The sequence below is a fragment of the Mesorhizobium sangaii genome (assembly GCF_014207355.1).
Taxonomy (GTDB): Bacteria; Pseudomonadota; Alphaproteobacteria; order Rhizobiales; family Rhizobiaceae; genus Mesorhizobium; species Mesorhizobium sangaii.
This window is the reverse complement of the sequence record NZ_JACHEF010000001.1, coordinates 672,991-688,897: the sequence shown is the minus strand read 5'-3', so window position 1 is coordinate 688,897 and position 15,907 is coordinate 672,991. Positions and strand designations below refer to the sequence as shown.

18 protein-coding genes are annotated in these 15,907 nt (G+C 62.9%); 10 read left to right on the top strand and 8 right to left on the bottom strand.

Going from position 1 to position 15,907, the window contains the following annotated elements:
* Positions 1-25: 25 nt before the first annotated feature.
* On the top strand, positions 26-916 hold the full coding sequence (locus HNQ71_RS03555) for a fatty acid desaturase (RefSeq protein WP_184871201.1): 891 nt from the start codon (positions 26-28) through the stop codon (positions 914-916).
* Positions 917-929: 13 nt separating this feature from the next.
* Here HNQ71_RS03555 and HNQ71_RS03550 read toward each other — a convergent pair whose 3' ends face one another.
* From HNQ71_RS03550 to ygfZ, 3 genes are all read right to left on the bottom strand, one after another.
* The gene (locus HNQ71_RS03550; protein ID WP_184871200.1) at positions 930-3,065 is read right to left on the bottom strand and encodes a putative bifunctional diguanylate cyclase/phosphodiesterase; all 2,136 of its coding nucleotides are present in this window, start codon (positions 3,063-3,065) and stop codon (positions 930-932) included.
* 65 nt (positions 3,066-3,130) lie between these two features.
* Entirely contained in the window at positions 3,131-3,766 is a 636-nt protein-coding gene (locus HNQ71_RS03545; RefSeq protein ID WP_184871199.1) for an HD domain-containing protein, read from the bottom strand.
* Positions 3,766-4,623 carry a CAF17-like 4Fe-4S cluster assembly/insertion protein YgfZ gene (gene ygfZ, locus HNQ71_RS03540; protein ID WP_184871198.1) on the bottom strand — a complete coding sequence of 286 codons (858 nt, stop codon included), beginning with the start codon at positions 4,621-4,623 and terminating at the stop codon, positions 3,766-3,768. Before ygfZ ends, HNQ71_RS03545 begins: the two co-directional genes overlap by 1 nt.
* Positions 4,624-4,696: 73 nt before the next feature.
* Here ygfZ and HNQ71_RS03535 point away from each other — a divergent pair, with 73 nt between their 5' ends.
* Positions 4,697-6,028, top strand: a complete 1,332-nt coding sequence (locus HNQ71_RS03535) for a dihydroorotase (RefSeq protein WP_246461171.1) — start codon at positions 4,697-4,699, stop codon at positions 6,026-6,028.
* A 34-nt stretch (positions 6,029-6,062) separates the two neighbouring features.
* On the opposite strand, the gene HNQ71_RS03530 is transcribed toward HNQ71_RS03535, so the two are convergent.
* The 4 genes from HNQ71_RS03530 to HNQ71_RS03515 form a co-directional block, all read right to left on the bottom strand.
* Complete coding sequence (locus tag HNQ71_RS03530) at positions 6,063-6,848, bottom strand: hypothetical protein (RefSeq protein WP_184871197.1); 786 nt, start codon at positions 6,846-6,848, stop codon at positions 6,063-6,065.
* A 70-nt stretch (positions 6,849-6,918) separates the two neighbouring features.
* Entirely contained in the window at positions 6,919-7,176 is a 258-nt protein-coding gene (locus HNQ71_RS03525) for a hypothetical protein (RefSeq protein ID WP_008874920.1), read from the bottom strand.
* Positions 7,177-7,537: 361 nt separating this feature from the next.
* A complete protein-coding gene (locus HNQ71_RS03520) occupies positions 7,538-7,915 on the bottom strand; it encodes a TIGR02301 family protein (protein WP_184871196.1) in 378 nt (125 codons plus the stop codon).
* A 65-nt stretch (positions 7,916-7,980) separates the two neighbouring features.
* Positions 7,981-8,412 carry an NUDIX hydrolase gene (locus HNQ71_RS03515; RefSeq protein ID WP_184871195.1) on the bottom strand — a complete coding sequence of 144 codons (432 nt, stop codon included), beginning with the start codon at positions 8,410-8,412 and terminating at the stop codon, positions 7,981-7,983.
* A gap of 143 nt (positions 8,413-8,555) precedes the next feature.
* On the opposite strand from HNQ71_RS03515, the gene HNQ71_RS03510 reads away from it, so the two are divergent.
* A complete protein-coding gene (locus HNQ71_RS03510; protein ID WP_184871194.1) occupies positions 8,556-9,317 on the top strand; it encodes an SOS response-associated peptidase in 762 nt (253 codons plus the stop codon).
* Positions 9,318-9,389: 72 nt separating this feature from the next.
* Here the strand turns inward: HNQ71_RS03510 and HNQ71_RS03505 are convergent, their stop codons facing one another.
* Entirely contained in the window at positions 9,390-9,545 is a 156-nt protein-coding gene (locus tag HNQ71_RS03505; RefSeq protein WP_184871193.1) for a hypothetical protein, read from the bottom strand.
* Between the two features lie 391 nt (positions 9,546-9,936).
* Here HNQ71_RS03505 and cysS point away from each other — a divergent pair, with 391 nt between their 5' ends.
* The 7 genes from cysS (at position 9,937) to cimA (ending at position 15,882) form a co-directional block, all read left to right on the top strand.
* Positions 9,937-11,370: a cysteine--tRNA ligase gene (gene cysS / locus HNQ71_RS03500; RefSeq protein ID WP_184871192.1), complete on the top strand. Its 1,434-nt coding sequence runs from the start codon at positions 9,937-9,939 to the stop codon at positions 11,368-11,370.
* Between the two features lie 178 nt (positions 11,371-11,548).
* The gene (locus HNQ71_RS03495) at positions 11,549-11,956 is read left to right on the top strand and encodes an endonuclease domain-containing protein (protein WP_184871191.1); all 408 of its coding nucleotides are present in this window, start codon (positions 11,549-11,551) and stop codon (positions 11,954-11,956) included.
* The gene (locus tag HNQ71_RS03490; RefSeq protein WP_184871190.1) at positions 11,953-12,339 is read left to right on the top strand and encodes a VOC family protein; all 387 of its coding nucleotides are present in this window, start codon (positions 11,953-11,955) and stop codon (positions 12,337-12,339) included. The genes HNQ71_RS03495 and HNQ71_RS03490 overlap by 4 nt, the downstream gene beginning before the upstream one ends.
* Before the next feature lie 6 nt (positions 12,340-12,345).
* A complete protein-coding gene (locus tag HNQ71_RS03485; protein ID WP_184871189.1) occupies positions 12,346-12,837 on the top strand; it encodes a GFA family protein in 492 nt (163 codons plus the stop codon).
* The gene (locus HNQ71_RS03480) at positions 12,834-13,310 is read left to right on the top strand and encodes a GFA family protein (protein WP_184871188.1); all 477 of its coding nucleotides are present in this window, start codon (positions 12,834-12,836) and stop codon (positions 13,308-13,310) included. The genes HNQ71_RS03485 and HNQ71_RS03480 overlap by 4 nt, the downstream gene beginning before the upstream one ends.
* Positions 13,307-14,263 carry a prolyl aminopeptidase gene (gene pip / locus HNQ71_RS03475; protein ID WP_184871187.1) on the top strand — a complete coding sequence of 319 codons (957 nt, stop codon included), beginning with the start codon at positions 13,307-13,309 and terminating at the stop codon, positions 14,261-14,263. Before HNQ71_RS03480 ends, pip begins: the two co-directional genes overlap by 4 nt.
* Positions 14,260-15,882, top strand: a complete 1,623-nt coding sequence (gene cimA, locus HNQ71_RS03470) for a citramalate synthase (protein WP_184871186.1) — start codon at positions 14,260-14,262, stop codon at positions 15,880-15,882. Before pip ends, cimA begins: the two co-directional genes overlap by 4 nt.
* Positions 15,883-15,907: the final 25 nt, after the last annotated feature.

Below are 15,907 nucleotides of genomic sequence, written 5' to 3'. Positions count from 1 at the left end.
CATTTTCGAACCCCGGATGACGCCAGTGGACCATCGCGACGTAATTGCATCCCTGACGCAGGAAGAGCGCAATCGCCTGACCGCCAAATCGGACGTCGCGGGCCTTGTCCAGCTTGGCGCTCATTGGGGTGCGATCGTCATCATCGGATCGCTGATCGCCGCCAGGGTCCCGTTCTGGCCGCTGCTGATGCTGCCGCAAGGCATCTTGATCGTCTTCCTGTTCACGCTGCTGCACGAGACGGTGCATCGCACGGCCTTCGAAACGCAGTGGCTGAACGATGCCGTGGCGCGGGTATGCAGCCTGGCGATCGCGCTGCCGGCGGACTGGTTCCGCTATTTCCATTTCGCCCACCATCGATACACCCAGGACCCGGACAATGATCCGGAACTGGCTTTCCCCAAACCGGAGACATGGCGGCAATACCTCGTCCATGTCTCCGGCATCCCCGTGTGGTGGGGGCACCTCAAGACGCTTTGTGGCAATGCGATGGGTCGCGGCGGCGAAGGCTATGTGCCGCCAAAAGGCTACGCCAAGGTGCGCATCGAGGCGCGGGCCATGTTTGCCATCTATGCCGTGGTCATCCTGCTGGCCGTCTATTTCCGGCTCACGGTGCTTCTCTATGTCTGGATTGTGCCGGCCTTGCTCGGGCAGCCATTTCTGCGCCTCTATCTCCTGGCCGAGCACGGCCGCTGTCCGTTCGTCGCCAACATGCTGGAGAATACCAGGACCACGCTGACCAACTGGCTGGTGCGCAAGCTGACGTGGAACATGCCGTTCCATGCCGAGCATCATGCCTATCCCGGAGTGCCGTTTCATCAATTGCCGCAGTTTCATGCGCTGATCGAGCGGCATCTGAAGGTGGTCGAACCGGGCTATGTCAGCTTCCACCAAAAATACATCGAGACATTGCGCTGATGCTGCGCCGACCTCAGCCGGTCTGGCTGTGCAACGCGCGCGATTTCAGCAGGCGCTGAATATCCGCCGCCTTTGACGGCACGCCGATTAGATAGCCCTGCGCTTCGACACAGCCATTGGCGCGCAGAAAGTCGAACTGCATCTCGGTCTCGACACCCTCGGCGGTGACCGTGATGCCGAGCTCGGCGCCCAGCCCGATGACGGTGCGAACGATCGCCGCTGTGTCGCGGTTGCCGATGTCGCGAATGAACGAACGGTCGATCTTGATCTTGTCGACGGGAAAACGCCGGAGATAGCCGAGCGAGGAATAGCCGGTGCCGAAATCGTCGAGCGCAATGCGGATGCCCAGCCCGCGCAATTGACGCAACGTCTTCAGCACGGTCTCGCTTTCGTCCATCAGCACGGTTTCGGTGATTTCCAGTTCCAGCCGGCTGGCCGGGACGCCGGAGAAGGCCAGCGCCGAGATGACGCTGCGGGGAAAGCCGCCGCTTTTGAGCTGCACGGCCGAGACATTGACCGCAATGCGCAGGGAAGGCCAACTTGCCGCCGCCACGCAGGCTTTCCTCAATGCCCACTCGCCAAGCGGCACGATCAGCCCGGTTTCTTCGGCGACCGGAATGAAGTTGTCCGGCGCCACTGTGCCGCGTGTCGGCGAATGCCAGCGCATCAAGGCTTCCGCGCCGACGATCCCGCCGGATCCTATGTTCATGATGGGCTGGAAATCGAGATCGAATTCGTGGCGCGGCAGCGCTGTCTCAAGGTCGACCTCAAGCGCCCGGCGCGCCTGCACCGTGGCGTCCATTGCTGGCTCGAAGAATCGGTACAGGTTGCGTCCTTCGCTCTTCGCCCGGTACAGCGCCGTGTCGGCGTTCTTCAGCAGCGTATCGGCATCCCTGCCGTCGTTGGGGAAAACGGCGATGCCAAGGCTGATGCCGACATGCATCTCCCGGCTCTTGTCGCGAAACGGTTGTGCGATAGTCTCGACGATACGTTTCGCCAGTTTTTCCGCATCGACAAGGTCTTTGAAGTTAGACTGGATGATGACGAACTCGTCACCGCCGAAACGGGCGACGATGTCTGTTTCGTCGCGCAGGCAACGCCGCAACCTCTCGGCCACGCTTTTCAGCAGCCAGTCGCCGGCCGGATGCCCCATGGTGTCGTTGATCGCCTTGAAGCGGTCGAGATCGAGAGAGAAGATCGCCAGCGGTGAAGTCGCATCCTCCAGCGCCTGGTCGAGCCGTTCGCGAAGCATCGAGCGGTTGGGCAGTCCGGTCAGCGTGTCGTGATGCGCAAGATGGGTCATGCGCTCTTCGACCAGCCTGCTTTCGGTGACGTCGTCGAATGTGGCGACCCAGCCGCCACCACTCATCGGCCGACGCGCGATCATCAGCGTTCGTCCGTCGGCAAGCTGACGGGGGGTCGATCGCGTCTGGCCGACCTGCAGGCGGGCTTCAGTTTTGAGGACCTCGCCATCGATATCGATGGGCGGATAGACACCCAGGCGTACAAGCCGCTCAAGGAGTTCGCGCAGACCCATGCCCAACGGAAGGTCTGCCTCGCTGACACCATAGAGCTCCAGAATGCGTTGGTTGCGCACGATCAGCCTGCCGTCGGCGTCATACATCAGCAGGCCTTGCGACATGTTGGCAAGTGCTGCGTCGAAGCGGCGATGCTGCTCCTTGAGATCCCGCTCTGCGCGTCGCTGTTCGGTGATGTCCTCGTAGATGGAGACCCAGCCGCCCGAAGCCAGCGGGCGATGCGAAATGTTGATGATACGACCGTCCGACAGCGTCTCCTCGTAGGTCGAGGCTTTCGCCTGGTCGATATAGGGCTTGCGGATGGCGTAGAGTTCTTCGGCGCTTTGCGAGGCGATACCGATGTCGACGCTGTGGCGCAGGATGTCGAGGAACCGGATGCCGGGCCGCATCACCTTGGGGTCGAGGCAGAAGATGTTGATGTAGTTGACGTTGCAAATAATCATGCGCTCGTCGGCGTCGAACATGCACAGCCCGTGCGACATGTTCTCGACCGCAGCCGAAAAGCGTTCGTTCTGTTCGCGCAATTCGTCTTCAATGGAGCGCGGCCGATCCATGCCTTCGGCCCCCGGTTCCGGGACGGCCGAACCATCCTTGGCATCAGCGACGGGCATAAGGAGCGCCTGCGGATCGTGATCGAACTGGCTAGTGTGGTCGCCGCCGGTTAATTTAGCGTTTTTTAGCCAATCACGGGTGCCGGAACCTGGTGACGCGACTTCTCGATTGCCGAAAAGCGCTTCAGGAACGCATTTTGCGCTGAGGTGACCGAGCGTGGCGTGAAATCGAAGCGATCGGCATTGAAGCCGCGCGGACGGCCGAAGAACTCGGTCGCCTCGGCGGTCGAAAAGCCGGCAAGCAGCGTCGCTTCGAAATAGGCGGCGATCTGGTCGGCGCGCTTGATCTCCTTGCGCAGCGTCGCGGCTGGTTCCGGCGGCAGCGAGAAGCGCAGATGGATGGCACGCTGCAATCGCAATTCACAGTCCTTGTAGCTGCCGCCCATCACCGATTTGAACGGCGAGATCATGTCGCCGATGACATATTCGGGGGCGTCGTGCAGCAGCGCCGCCAGCCGGGCGTCGGCCGAAGGCGCAGGCACGAGGTCGCAAAACAGCGCCTCCACCAGCAGCGAGTGCTGGGCGACCGAAAAGGCGTGCTCACCTCTGGTCTGGCCGTTCCAGCGGGCAACGCGGGCGAGCCCATGCGCAATGTCCGAAATCTCGATGTCGAGCGGCGAGGGGTCGAGCAGGTCGAGCCGGCGGCCGGATAGCATGCGCTGCCAGGCGCGCGGCGGCGCGCCGACGCGATCAGCCGCCATCAGGCCTCCTCCGCGCTGACGGCTTCCTGCGGAAAGCTGAACTTCGCCCAGGCGGGGATGGCCACGGTAACCGGCACGTCGCCCGCCATGATCGGCTGGCCGGCGTCGAGCGCCGCCTTGACCCTGTCGATGCGGGCAATGGCGAGCCCGGTCGTGCCGGCGTTCGAGCCAAGCGTGCCGACCGGCCGCCCCTCGACGGTCAGTTCGGTTCCCGCGACGGGCAGGGGAAGTGCAGCCTGGACGATCAGCACGCGCCGCCTGGCCGTGCCGCGATGCTGCATCCGCGAGACAACCTCCTGGCCGACATAGCACCCCTTCTTGAAACCGACACCGCCGGTTTCGTCCAGCAGCACGTCGTGCGGGAAGGCGTCTCCAAGTTGGTAGTCGCTGCCGCTTTCGGCAATGCCGCTGGCGATGCGGGAGGCCTGCCATGCGGCAAGGTCGCTCCGCTCATCCGCTTGGCCATAGGAACGCGTGACGGCGCCGTTTGCAAAGCGCGCGTCGGCCGCCGTTGAATCAGATTGTGAGATGGTTGACTCATCTCCCCATGCGACGGTGACAAGCGCTTGATCGGCCTTGGCAATCTCGACCTTGGCGCGCAGCTTGTAGAGTGTCAGCCGGCGTACGAAATCATCTGAAATGTCGGCACGGCATTCGAGCCTGAATGCATTGTCGCCGGCACGCGAGATCAGGAAATCGAACAGGATCTTGCCTTGCGGCGAAAGCAGCGCGCCCGGTTTTGCTTGGCCCTGTGCCAATACGTCGAGATCGGTGGTCAGGATGTTCTGCAAGAAATGCTCGGCATCGGGGCCCGAGACGGAGATGAGTGCGCGGTCTTTGAGCTGGGCAAAGGGCATTGGCGAAAGCAGCCTGATCTTGCAAAACGGTCGGCCTTTACGTAAGCCGCTGGCACTCCCCCCGCAAGAGAGCATGGCCATGACCTACGACCTCATCCTGACAGGCGGCACTGTGGTCAACCATGACGGCGAAGGGGCTCGCGACGTCGGTGTGAAGGACGGCCGCATCGCTGCCATCGGCGATCTCGGCCAGGCCTCGGCTGGCGAGACGATCGACTGCCGCGGCCTGCATATCCTGCCGGGTGTCGTCGACAGCCAGGTGCATTTCCGCGAGCCCGGGCTTGAGCACAAGGAAGATCTGGAGACGGGCTCGCGGGCGGCGGTGCTGGGCGGCGTCACCGCCGTGTTCGAGATGCCCAACACCAATCCGCTGACCACCAGCGAGGCAGCGCTTGCCGACAAGGTCCGCCGCGGCGGCGGTCGCATGCACTGCGATTTTGCCTTCTGGGTTGGTGGCACCCGCGAGAATGCGAAAGACGTCGGTGAACTCGAGCGGCTGCCGGGTGCGGCCGGGATCAAGGTTTTCATGGGTTCGTCCACCGGCGACCTTCTGGTCGAGGACGATGAAGGCGTCGCCTCGATCCTGAGGAACACGCGCCGCCGCGCCGCCTTTCACTCCGAGGACGAATTCCGGCTGCGCGAGCGTCAGGGCGAACGCATCGAAGGCGACCCGTCATCGCACCCGATCTGGCGCGATGAGATCGCCGCCTTGCGCTGCACCGAGCGGCTGGTACGCATCGCCCGCACTGTTCGCGCCCGCATCCATGTCCTGCACATCTCGACGGCCGAGGAGATCCTGTTCCTCCAACAGCACAAGGATGTCGCGACCTGCGAGGCGACGCCGCATCACCTGACCCTGTCGGCTTACGATTACGCCCGGCTCGGCACGCTGATCCAGATGAATCCGCCGGTGCGCGACATCAGACACCGCGATGGCGTCTGGCATGGCATTGCGCAAGGCATCGTCGATGTGCTCGGCTCCGACCACGCGCCGCACACGCTGGCCGAGAAAGCCAAACCCTATCCGGCCTCGCCGTCGGGGATGACCGGTGTGCAGACGCTCGTGCCGATCATGCTCGACCATGTCAACGCCGGCCGGCTGACGTTGCAGCGCTTTGTCGACCTGTCCAGCCACGGTCCGCAGCGCATCTTCGGCATGGCGAGAAAAGGCCGCATCGCCGCCGGCTACGACGCCGATTTCACCATTGTCGATATGAAACGGCAGGAAATCGTCACCAATGCGCAGGCCGGCTCGAAAGCCGGCTGGACGCCTTATGACGGCAAGCAAGTGACCGGCTGGGCGGTCGGCACCGTCATTCGCGGCCGCCGCATCATGTGGGAAGGCGAGATCGTCACGCCGGGCCAGGGCAGGGCGGTGGAGTTTTCCGAGGCATTGCCTCGCTAAGCGCCTACATCCCGCAAGGCGGGTCCAAAAAGGCTCAATCGCCGGCGACGAAGAATGTCCACTGCCCGGTGGGCGTGATGCCGACGCGGTAGAAGATGTAGGCGCCGAACTGCTTCATGTCGTCGAAATCGCCGGCGGTGACGATCTTGAACAGTTCGACCCTCTGCTTGGCGTCGAGCTTGTCCAGCGGCAGCGCGAAGAAATACGGCCACACATAGAGCTCTTCCGGCTTGCCGGCATCGAGGTGGACGTAGCCGGCGCTCAGCACCTCTTCCAGGATGGCCAGGATCTCCTGGCCGTCCGGGTCGCCGGAGAGACCCTTGAGGAATGCGATGGCGTCGCCGTCTATATCGGTCAGCGACAATTGTGTGGTGTTGTCGCCCGTGCCGATCAAAGGCCGCAGCTTTTCGATGTCGCCGCCTTTGCAGGCTTCGACGATCAGGTCGTGCATGCGCCGCACCGGTTCCGGCAGCTTGCTAAGATCGTAGACGACCTCGGGCACCGGCGTTTCCGGATCGACGCGCGGCCTGGTCACGCCGCCACCGCTTGGCGGGCTGTCCGGCTCGGCTTCGTCAGAGCCGGCCGGCTTGCTGGTTGGAGGCGGCGTTCCGAGGGGGTCGGGCATTGGCACGGTGCTTCCCGGCGGCGACATGTCGTCGTCCGCCGGCGGCGCGACGGGTGCGGGGAGCTCTTCGCGCTTGATCTCACTCAGCGCATAAGCGGGGCTGCTGACGAGAACCAGGGGGATCGCGGCACAGCCAGCGGCGAAGCAGATGTAGAGGACCAAGCCAACCGGCTTGCCTGACATCGAAAAACTCACTGCCCGTTTCTCCCTGCTTCCGGGCATGACGCCCGAGCGGCATTCTGCCGTCAAAGAACCGGATGTCGGTTCAGTGCCGCAGCCGTTCAGGTTCGAAGGCGCCAGCAATCACCTTTTCACGCATACGGTCGAGCAGGGCAAGGGCCGAGGTCTCGCCATTGGCACGCAACATCTCGCCGAACGCCGTCTCGAGCGCTGCCTCGGCAATAATCTCGGGCTCTATGCCGGCGGAGAGACCTTCCGCCCAGGCTTCGCTGTGGCTTTCCACGGCGGTCAGGCGCTTCTCTTCCCTGACCAGCGCGTCGATGTCGTTGACACCATGTTCCATATGCGATGTCCACCCTTTCAAGCGGCGATCCGTCGATGTGGATCAGGCTTGATCTGTTCATTTCACACGCAGGGTCAATTAAGTATCTGTAAATACGACATTTTTTTGGTCGTCTTTTACAAAGCCCGATTGCCTTGCGCGAAGCTGCGTTCAACTCGGGTCAAACTTAGCCGATTAGGGCGGCCTGCGGGGCGAAAACCTTCAGTTTGAGTTAATTCCGCATTCGCGGAGTAAGGTTTCGTTAAGACTGTTGCAGAAGTGCCACATAAGGATTGCACCAAGATGTCACCTGGCACAAGTCGGATATGTCGGTCGTTGCCAGTGATGGTCCGGATATCTGTGGATGGGCAGTTCGGAATGCCTAGTTGCCATAACGCGAGGCGATGTCGCGCGACAGCGTCTCGCCTTCCTTCATATAACGGCTGATGGCTTCGGTGGCCGAGGGGGTGCACTGCGTGTAGGTGCCGCCGAAGGAGCGGTAGCCGCGATTGAAGCTGGCGATGAAGCGGGCGCGCCGCTCGGCGTCCGGATTTTCCGAATCGAGCAGCTTCTGCATCTCGACACGCCACTGGTCGCCTTTCTCACCGCACAAATTGCGCAGGAAATGCAGCGATCCCAGAACTTCCGCCAGCCGCATCAGCCCCGGTTCAAATGGCGATTCGGCACTGAGCGCCGGCCGCGTCGAGACGGCCGAGCTGACGGCCAGACATATGGCGAGGAGCAGGGATGAACGGTTCATAAGTTCTCTTGGCCAAACGGCATAAGCCTTTGTGGCGAAACAATTTGTCGCCCGCAAGGCGATTTTCAGAGCAGCCCGGCGTTTGCGCCAAGGCCCAGCAAGTCTTCGGCGACCGCGAACACCGAGCCGGCGAGCGGCAGCACCGCCATCTCGCTAAGCGTGTAGAAGGCGGCTGTCTCGGCGTCGTCGCTTGCCACTGCCTCGCCGCCGGCATAGGCGGCTCCGAACACTGTCAGAAGGTAATCGACCGGGTGGCCGTCATCCCTGCCGTCGATGTGGATTTCCCGAAGCGGGCGGTAGTCGGTGGCGTGCAAGCCGGTTTCTTCCAGCAATTCGCGCTTTGCCGCGGCCTCCAGCGTCTCGCCGGTCTCGACCTTGCCGCCCGGAAAGGCATAGAGCCCTTGCGATGGCTGCCGCGCCCGCTTGACCAGGAGCACGGCGTCGCCGCGCACGACGGCCACCGAGACGGCCGGAAGTGTCTTGCGCGTTTCGTTCATGAATTCCCGATCAGGCTCATTTGAAGGCAGGTCTGTTGTGGACCGCCCAGCATGGGGAAGCTTTAGCGATTGCGCAACGCCGGTTCCATCGCCACTTTCAAACTGAACCATTCGGCCGAACCATTCGAAGGCACCAGTCGACCATGTGCGGACGTTTTGCCTTGACCGCGACGCCGGATCGGACCGCCGCCTTTCTGGGCGTGGCGGGGCTTGAGGATTTCCCGGCCCGCTACAACATCGCGCCGACGCAGCCGATCCTGGTGGCGATCGCCGGTGCTCCGCGGGCGCCGGGCTCCAATCTGCCGGACCGCCAGCCGATGCTGGTGCGCTGGGGGCTGATTCCGACCTGGGTGAAGGACACCAGAGAGTTTCCGCTGCTGTTCAACGCACGCTCGGAAGGGGCCGCCGAAAAGGCCTCGTTCAAGGCCGCCATGCGCCATCGCCGTGCGTTGGTGCCGGCATCCGGCTTTTACGAGTGGCGGCAAACCGGGGGCAAGAAGGGGCAACCTTATTGGATACGGCCCAGGCATGGCGGCGTGGTCGCCTTTGCCGGACTGATCGAGACCTATGCCGAGCCGGGCGGTTCGGAAATGGACACCGGCGCCATCCTGACCGTCAATGCCAATGCTGATATCGCCCATATCCATGACCGCATGCCGGTGGTGATCGATCCCAGCGACTTTGCCCGCTGGCTGGATTGCCGCACGCTCGAGCCGCGCGACGTCGCCGACCTGTTGCGCCCGGCGCAGACTGATTTCTTCGAGGCAATTCCCGTGTCCGACCTCGTCAACAAGGTCGCCAACACCGGACCGGAGATTCAGGAGAGAGGCGAGATCAGGCCGGAGCCCGAAAAGGTCAGGCGCCAGAAGCCTGGCGCGGACGACAGTCAGATGACGCTATTTTAGAGGCGCATGTCAGCTTTAGAGGCACATGTCAGCGCTATGTTGCCGGCGCCTTCGGGGCGGTCGCGCACCAGTTCAGGCGGCGCGAGGCGATACGATCTTCTGCGTCGGCTTTTTCTTCTTCGCGGTATGGAGAAGGGCGGCGACGATCGCAGCCGGGCCGATGGCGCGGTAGTGGTTGGCCAGCGCCGGTTGCTTGGCGCGGTTGGATTCCTGCTTGGTTCGGGGCATGTCTCTCTTCCCAGGTAACATTTTCGTGTCTGCCGTTTGATAGCCGATTCTGACCAAATCGTGACGCCTGCTGAACTAGTCGACGAATGTTTCATCACTGTGCCGACATGTTTAATAAAATGTTTCACTGCCCCTTTACCTGTGATCCAACGACGTTTTTGCTGAAACTAGCGACTTGACGGCAACACCGGCCAAGGCGATAAAGCCGCCCATGAAAACGTCTTTCGCCATTTGTGGCATTTGCATTATTGGCTAGCCTCGCGCTGGTCCGGACGTTTTCGCCTCATCTTCCCCAGATTGGACAAACGCCCCGGCCAGCAGGCTGGAGTCCGTTTTGCGCCTCGACGGGCGCCCGGCTCCGGTCAAAACATAACGAACCGGGAAGGCACGAATGTCTGACGCATCGCATGGCCTGCGCCTCTACAACACGCTGACGCGGACGAAAGAGGATTTCGTTCCGATCGATCCGCTCAATGTGCGTATGTATGTCTGCGGTCCGACGGTCTACGACTTTGCCCATATCGGCAACGCCAGGCCGGTGATCGTCTTCGACGTGCTGTTCCGCTTGCTGCGCCATCTCTATGGCGAGACGCACGTCACCTATGTGCGCAACATCACCGACGTCGACGACAAGATCAATGCGCGCGCCTTGCGGGACTTCGGCGGCGAGATCGCTTCAGGCACGCTCTCTCTCAACGAGGCGATCCGGCGCGTCACCGAAAAGACCGCCGACCAGTTCCACAAGGATGTGGCTGTTCTCGGCTGCCTGGAGCCGACGGTCGAGCCGCGCGCCACCGAATTCGTCGAGCCCCGCGCTGATGGCAAGGCCGACATGATCACCTTGATTCAAAGCCTGATTGGACGCGGCCATGCCTATGTCGCGGCGGGTGAAGTGTTGTTCGACACCGCCTCGATGCCGGACTACGGACAATTGTCGAAGCGCAATCTCGACGAGCAGCAGGCCGGCGCTCGGATCGCTGTCGACGCGCATAAGAAAAACCCCGGCGATTTCGTGCTGTGGAAGCTGTCGTCACCGGAAGAGCCGGGCTGGAACAGCCCATGGGGCAGGGGCCGGCCGGGCTGGCACATCGAATGCTCGGCAATGTCGGCCGCCTATCTCGGCGAGGTCTTCGACATCCATGGCGGCGGCCTCGACCTGATCTTCCCGCACCATGAGAACGAGATCGCCCAGTCGCGTTGCGCCCATGGCACCGACGTCATGGCCAACATCTGGATGCACAACGGCTTCCTTCAGGTCGAAGGCCAGAAGATGTCGAAGAGCCTCGGCAATTTCTATTCGATCAACGAGTTGCTGGAGACGAAGACCTTTGGCGACCGCAAATGGCCGGGCGAGGTGCTGCGGCTGGCGATGCTGATGACGCATTATCGCGAACCCATCGACTTTTCCGTGCGCAAGCTGGAGGAGGCCGAAAACATGCTGCGCAAATGGAAACGGGCGGCGGATCTTGCGCCGGCCGCGGGGCAGTTGCCGGTGGAGGTCATCGATGCGTTGTCGGACGATCTCGCCACCTACGCCGCCTTCCAGGTCCTGACGCAGTTGGCCGCCGAGGCCGTGGACGGCAACGAAGCGGCGGCTTCGCTGAAGGCGTCGCTGCTGTTCCTCGGCTTCGATGTCGCCTCGGCCGACATTGATGAAGGTGGTGTTGCCAAGGCGATCGCCGATCGCCTCGCGCTCATCGCCGCGAAGAACTGGGCCGAGGCCGACCGCATCCGCGACGAACTGCTGGCACAAGGCGTACAGTTGAAGGACGGCAAGGACCCCGTCACCGGAGAGCGCGTGACGACGTGGGAGGTGAAGCGGTGAGGGTGGCGCGAAACACCCCCCTCTGTCCTGCCGGACATCTCCCCCTCAAGGGGGGAGATTGGATGTCACATCGGCTTTCGCCAACCGTCTCCGTTGATCATTGGGCGTTTCCGGACAAGCTGCCGATCTCCCCCCTTGAGGGGGAGATGCCCGGCAGGGCAGAGGGGGGCGAACCGCGATGACGCATTATCGAGTGCCCGTCGGCAACCGCAACAATGCGCGCAAGATGCGCAAGGCTATGACCGATGCCGAGCTGAAACTCTGTAATGAGATTCGCGCGCATCGGCTCATGGGGCTGGCGTTTCGACGCCAGATGCCGATCGCCGGCTACATCGTCGATTTTGCCTGCTCTAGCAAGAAGCTGATCGTCGAGTTGGATGGTTCTCAGCATGCTCAGGCTGAAGCTTCGGCATCCGACGCCATGAGAACTGCCAAGCTCGAAGCCCTAGGCTGGACCATGCTGCGCTTCTGGAACGACGACGTCATTCGCGATATCGACAATGTCTGCCAGCACATCGTGATCGAAGCCGGCCTTGCCGGTGCCGAAATGCTGGCGAGCGAACCAGCAAAGGAGTCCGTTCCATGATCGACCATCTCGGTATCACCGTCGCCGATTTCGATGCTTCGAAGGCTTTCTACGACAAGGCGATGGCGCCGCTGGGTGCCTCGCTGCTGTATATGGTGCCGCTGGAATACACCGGCGGCGCCAAGGTCGGCGGTTATGGCCGCGACCGGCCGGTGTTCTGGCTGAGTTCCGGCAAGGACAAGCCGAAAGACCACCAGCACGTCGCCTTCACCGCGCGCAGCCGCGCCGAGGTCGATGCCTTCCATGCCGCGGCCCTCGCCGCCGGCGGCAAGGACAATGGTGGGCCGGGCCTGCGGCCGTATTATCACCCGAATTATTACGGCGCCTTCGTCTTCGATCCCGACGGCAACAATGTCGAGGCCGTCTGCCATGCCCCGGAGTGAACCGCGATGAGCCTCGACAACCGGCCGATCTATACCGGCGGCTGCCAGTGCGGCGCGGTGCGCTTTCGCGTCGAGGGCGCGCTTGGCGACGCTTCGATCTGCCATTGCCGCATGTGCCAGAAGGCGTTCGGCTCGTTCTACGCGCCGCTGGTATCGGTGCGCGGTGCAAAGCTCGACTGGACGCGTGGTGAGCCGAAATATTTCCGCTCGTCCAGCCATGTCGATCGTGGTTTTTGCGCCAATTGCGGCACGCCGCTGACCTTCACCGCGCCGGACGGCGTTGGCCTCGCCATCGGCGCGTTCGACAATCCGGCGGAGATCGTGCCGCTGATCCAGTGGGGCACCGAGGCAAAGCTGCCCTATGTCGACACGATCCCGCAATTGCCGGGCGAGGAGACGATGGCGGACATGTCGTCGGCCCCCTACCTGGCCGATCTCGTATCCTACCAGCACCCGGACCACGACACCGAACAATGGCCGCCGAAGGAAAGATCATGACCGAGACAATACGAACCGGCGGCTGCCAGTGCGGCGCGGTGCGCTTCCGCATCAAGGGGGCGCTCGGCCGCCCGTCGATCTGCCATTGCCGCATGTGCCAGAAGCAGTTCGGCTCGTTCTTTGGTGCGCTGGTGACGGTGCCCAAGGATGGCGTCGAATGGACCCATGAGGAGCCAAGCTATTTCCAGTCGTCGGTCAACATCGATCGTGGCTTCTGTGCCCGCTGCGGCACGCCGCTGACCTATCGGCAACCCGGCGGACTGGAGATCGCCATCGGCGCCTTCGACGACCGCTCCGATCTCGCCCCGCAAATCCAGGTCAACTACGCCGCGCGGCTGCCCTGGGTGGAGACGATCTTCGACCAGCCCGTCCACCAGGACCCCGATTACTACGCCCGGCAGGAGCAAATCATCTCCTTCCAGCATCCCGACCACGAAGCGGCTGACTGGCCGACCAAAGGTTTGCAGCTATGAGCAGTCAATTGCGTACCCTCTATCCCGAGATCGAGGCGTTCGAGTCCGGCATGCTCGACGTCGGCGACGGCCATCAGATCTATTGGGAACGCTCCGGCACCAGGGGCGCCAAGCCGGCGGTGTTCCTGCATGGCGGGCCGGGCGGCACCATCTCGCCAAGACACCGGCGGCTGTTCGACCCAAAACTTTACGACGTCATCCTGTTCGACCAGCGCGGTTGTGGAAAATCGACGCCCAACGCCTCCCTCGAAGCCAACACCACCTGGCATCTGGTCGCCGACATCGAACGCCTGCGCGAGATGGCCGGCTTCGACAAATGGCTGGTGTTCGGCGGCTCCTGGGGCTCGACCCTGGCGCTTGCCTATGCCGAGACCCATCCTGATCGCGTCAGCGAACTGGTGGTGCGCGGCATCTACACGCTGACCCGTGCGGAGCTCGAATGGTATTACCAGTTCGGCGTCTCGGAAATGTTCCCGGACAAATGGGAGCGGTTCCTGGAGCCGATCCCGGAGGCTGAGCGCGGCGACATGATGGCGGCTTACCGCAAGCGGCTGGTGGGAAGCGACCGCAAGGCGCAGATCGAGGCCGCCCGCGCCTGGAGCCTGTGGGAAGGCGAGACGATCACGCTTTTGCCCGACCCCGAAACCAGCGGGCCTTTCGGACAAGACGACTATGCCGTCGCCTTTGCCCGTATCGAAAACCATTATTTCGTCCATGCCGGCTGGCTGGAAGAGGGGCAGTTGCTGCGCGATGCCTGGAAACTAAGGGATATCCCCGGCACCATCGTCCATGGCCGCTACGACATGCCGTGTCCGGCGCACTATGCATGGGCGCTGCACAAGGCCTGGCCGAAGGCGGATTTTCACCTGATCGAGGGCGCCGGTCATGCCTATTCGGAGCCGGGCATCCTGGATCGGCTGATCCGGGCGACGGACAAGTTTGCGGGCAAATGACCATGACTCGCGAGCGCCTCTATCTCTTCGACACCACCTTGCGCGACGGCCAGCAGACGCCGGGCATCGACTTTTCCGTCGAGGACAAGATCGCCATCGCAAAATTGCTCGACGCTTTCGGCCTCGACTATGTCGAGGGCGGCTATCCCGGCGCCAATCCGACAGACACCGCCTTCTTCCAGGAGAAGCGCACGGCGCGCGCCAAATTCGTCGCCTTCGGCATGACCAAGCGGGCAGGCGTATCGGCGTCCAACGATCCCGGCCTTGCAGCCCTTGTGCAATCGAAGTCGGACGCCATCTGCTTCGTCGCCAAGAGCTGGGACTACCACGTCCGCGTCGCGCTCGGCTGCACCAACGAGGAGAACCTCGACGCCATCAAGGCATCCGTCGAGGCGGCGATCGCCGCCGGCAAGGAGGCGATGGTCGATTGCGAGCATTTCTTCGATGGCTTCAAGGCCAATCCCGACTACGCCCTGGCTTGTGCCAGGACTGCCTTTGATGCCGGCGCGCGCTGGGTGGTGCTGTGCGACACCAATGGCGGCACGCAGCCGTCGGAAGTCCGCGCCATTGCCGAGAAGGTCATCGGCTCAGGTATCCCCGGCGGCAATCTCGGCATCCATGCCCATGACGACACCGGCCAGGCGGTCGCCAATTCGCTGGCCGCGGTCGAGGCCGGCGTGCGCCAGATCCAGGGCACGCTCAACGGCATCGGCGAGCGCTGCGGCAACGCCAATCTGATCTCGATCGTGCCTACCTTGGCGCTGAAGCCGGCCTTCTCCACCCGCTTCGAAACAGGTGTTTCGGCGGAGGCGCTCGCCGGCGTGTCCAGGCTATCTCGCGCCTTCGATGAACTCTTGAACCGTGCACCGGAAGCGCAGGCGCCCTATGTCGGCGCCTCGGCCTTCGCCACCAAGGCCGGCATCCATGCCTCCGCACTGGCCAAGGAGCCGGCGACCTACGAGCACGTGCCGCCGGAGGCGGTCGGCAACCGCCGCCGCGTCATGGTCTCGGACCAGGGCGGCAAGGCCAATTTCCTCGCCGAACTGAAGCGGCGCGGCATCGATGTGCCGAAGGACGACCACCGGCTCGACGCGCTGATTGCCGTGGTCAAGGAACGCGAGGCCGAAGGCTATGCCTATGAAGGCGCCGATGCCAGCTTCGAGCTTCTGGCGCGCAAGATGCTGCACGGCCTGCCGGAGTTCTTCAACGTCACCTCGTTCCGCTGCATGGTCGAGCGCCGCTTCGACGCCAACGGCCAGCTGAAGACGGTGTCCGAGGCGATCGTGAAGGTGCTGGTCGACGGCGAGGAGAAGATGTCGGTGGCCGAGGGGCATGGCCCGGTCAACGCGCTCGACATTGCCCTGCGCAAGGATCTCGGCAAATTCCAGAACGAGATCGCGGACATGGAACTCGCCGACTTCAAGGTGCGTATCCTCAATGGCGGCACGGAGGCGATCACCCGCGTGCTGATCGAATCGCATGATGCCACCGGCGCGCGCTGGTGGACGGTCGGCGTTTCCGAAAACATCATCGACGCCTCGTTCCAGGCTCTCATGGATTCCATCGTCTACAAACTGATGAAGAACCGCGAAATGGCCGGGCTGGTGGCGGCGGAGTAGGTTGAACCATCAGCGAAAGTCCGTT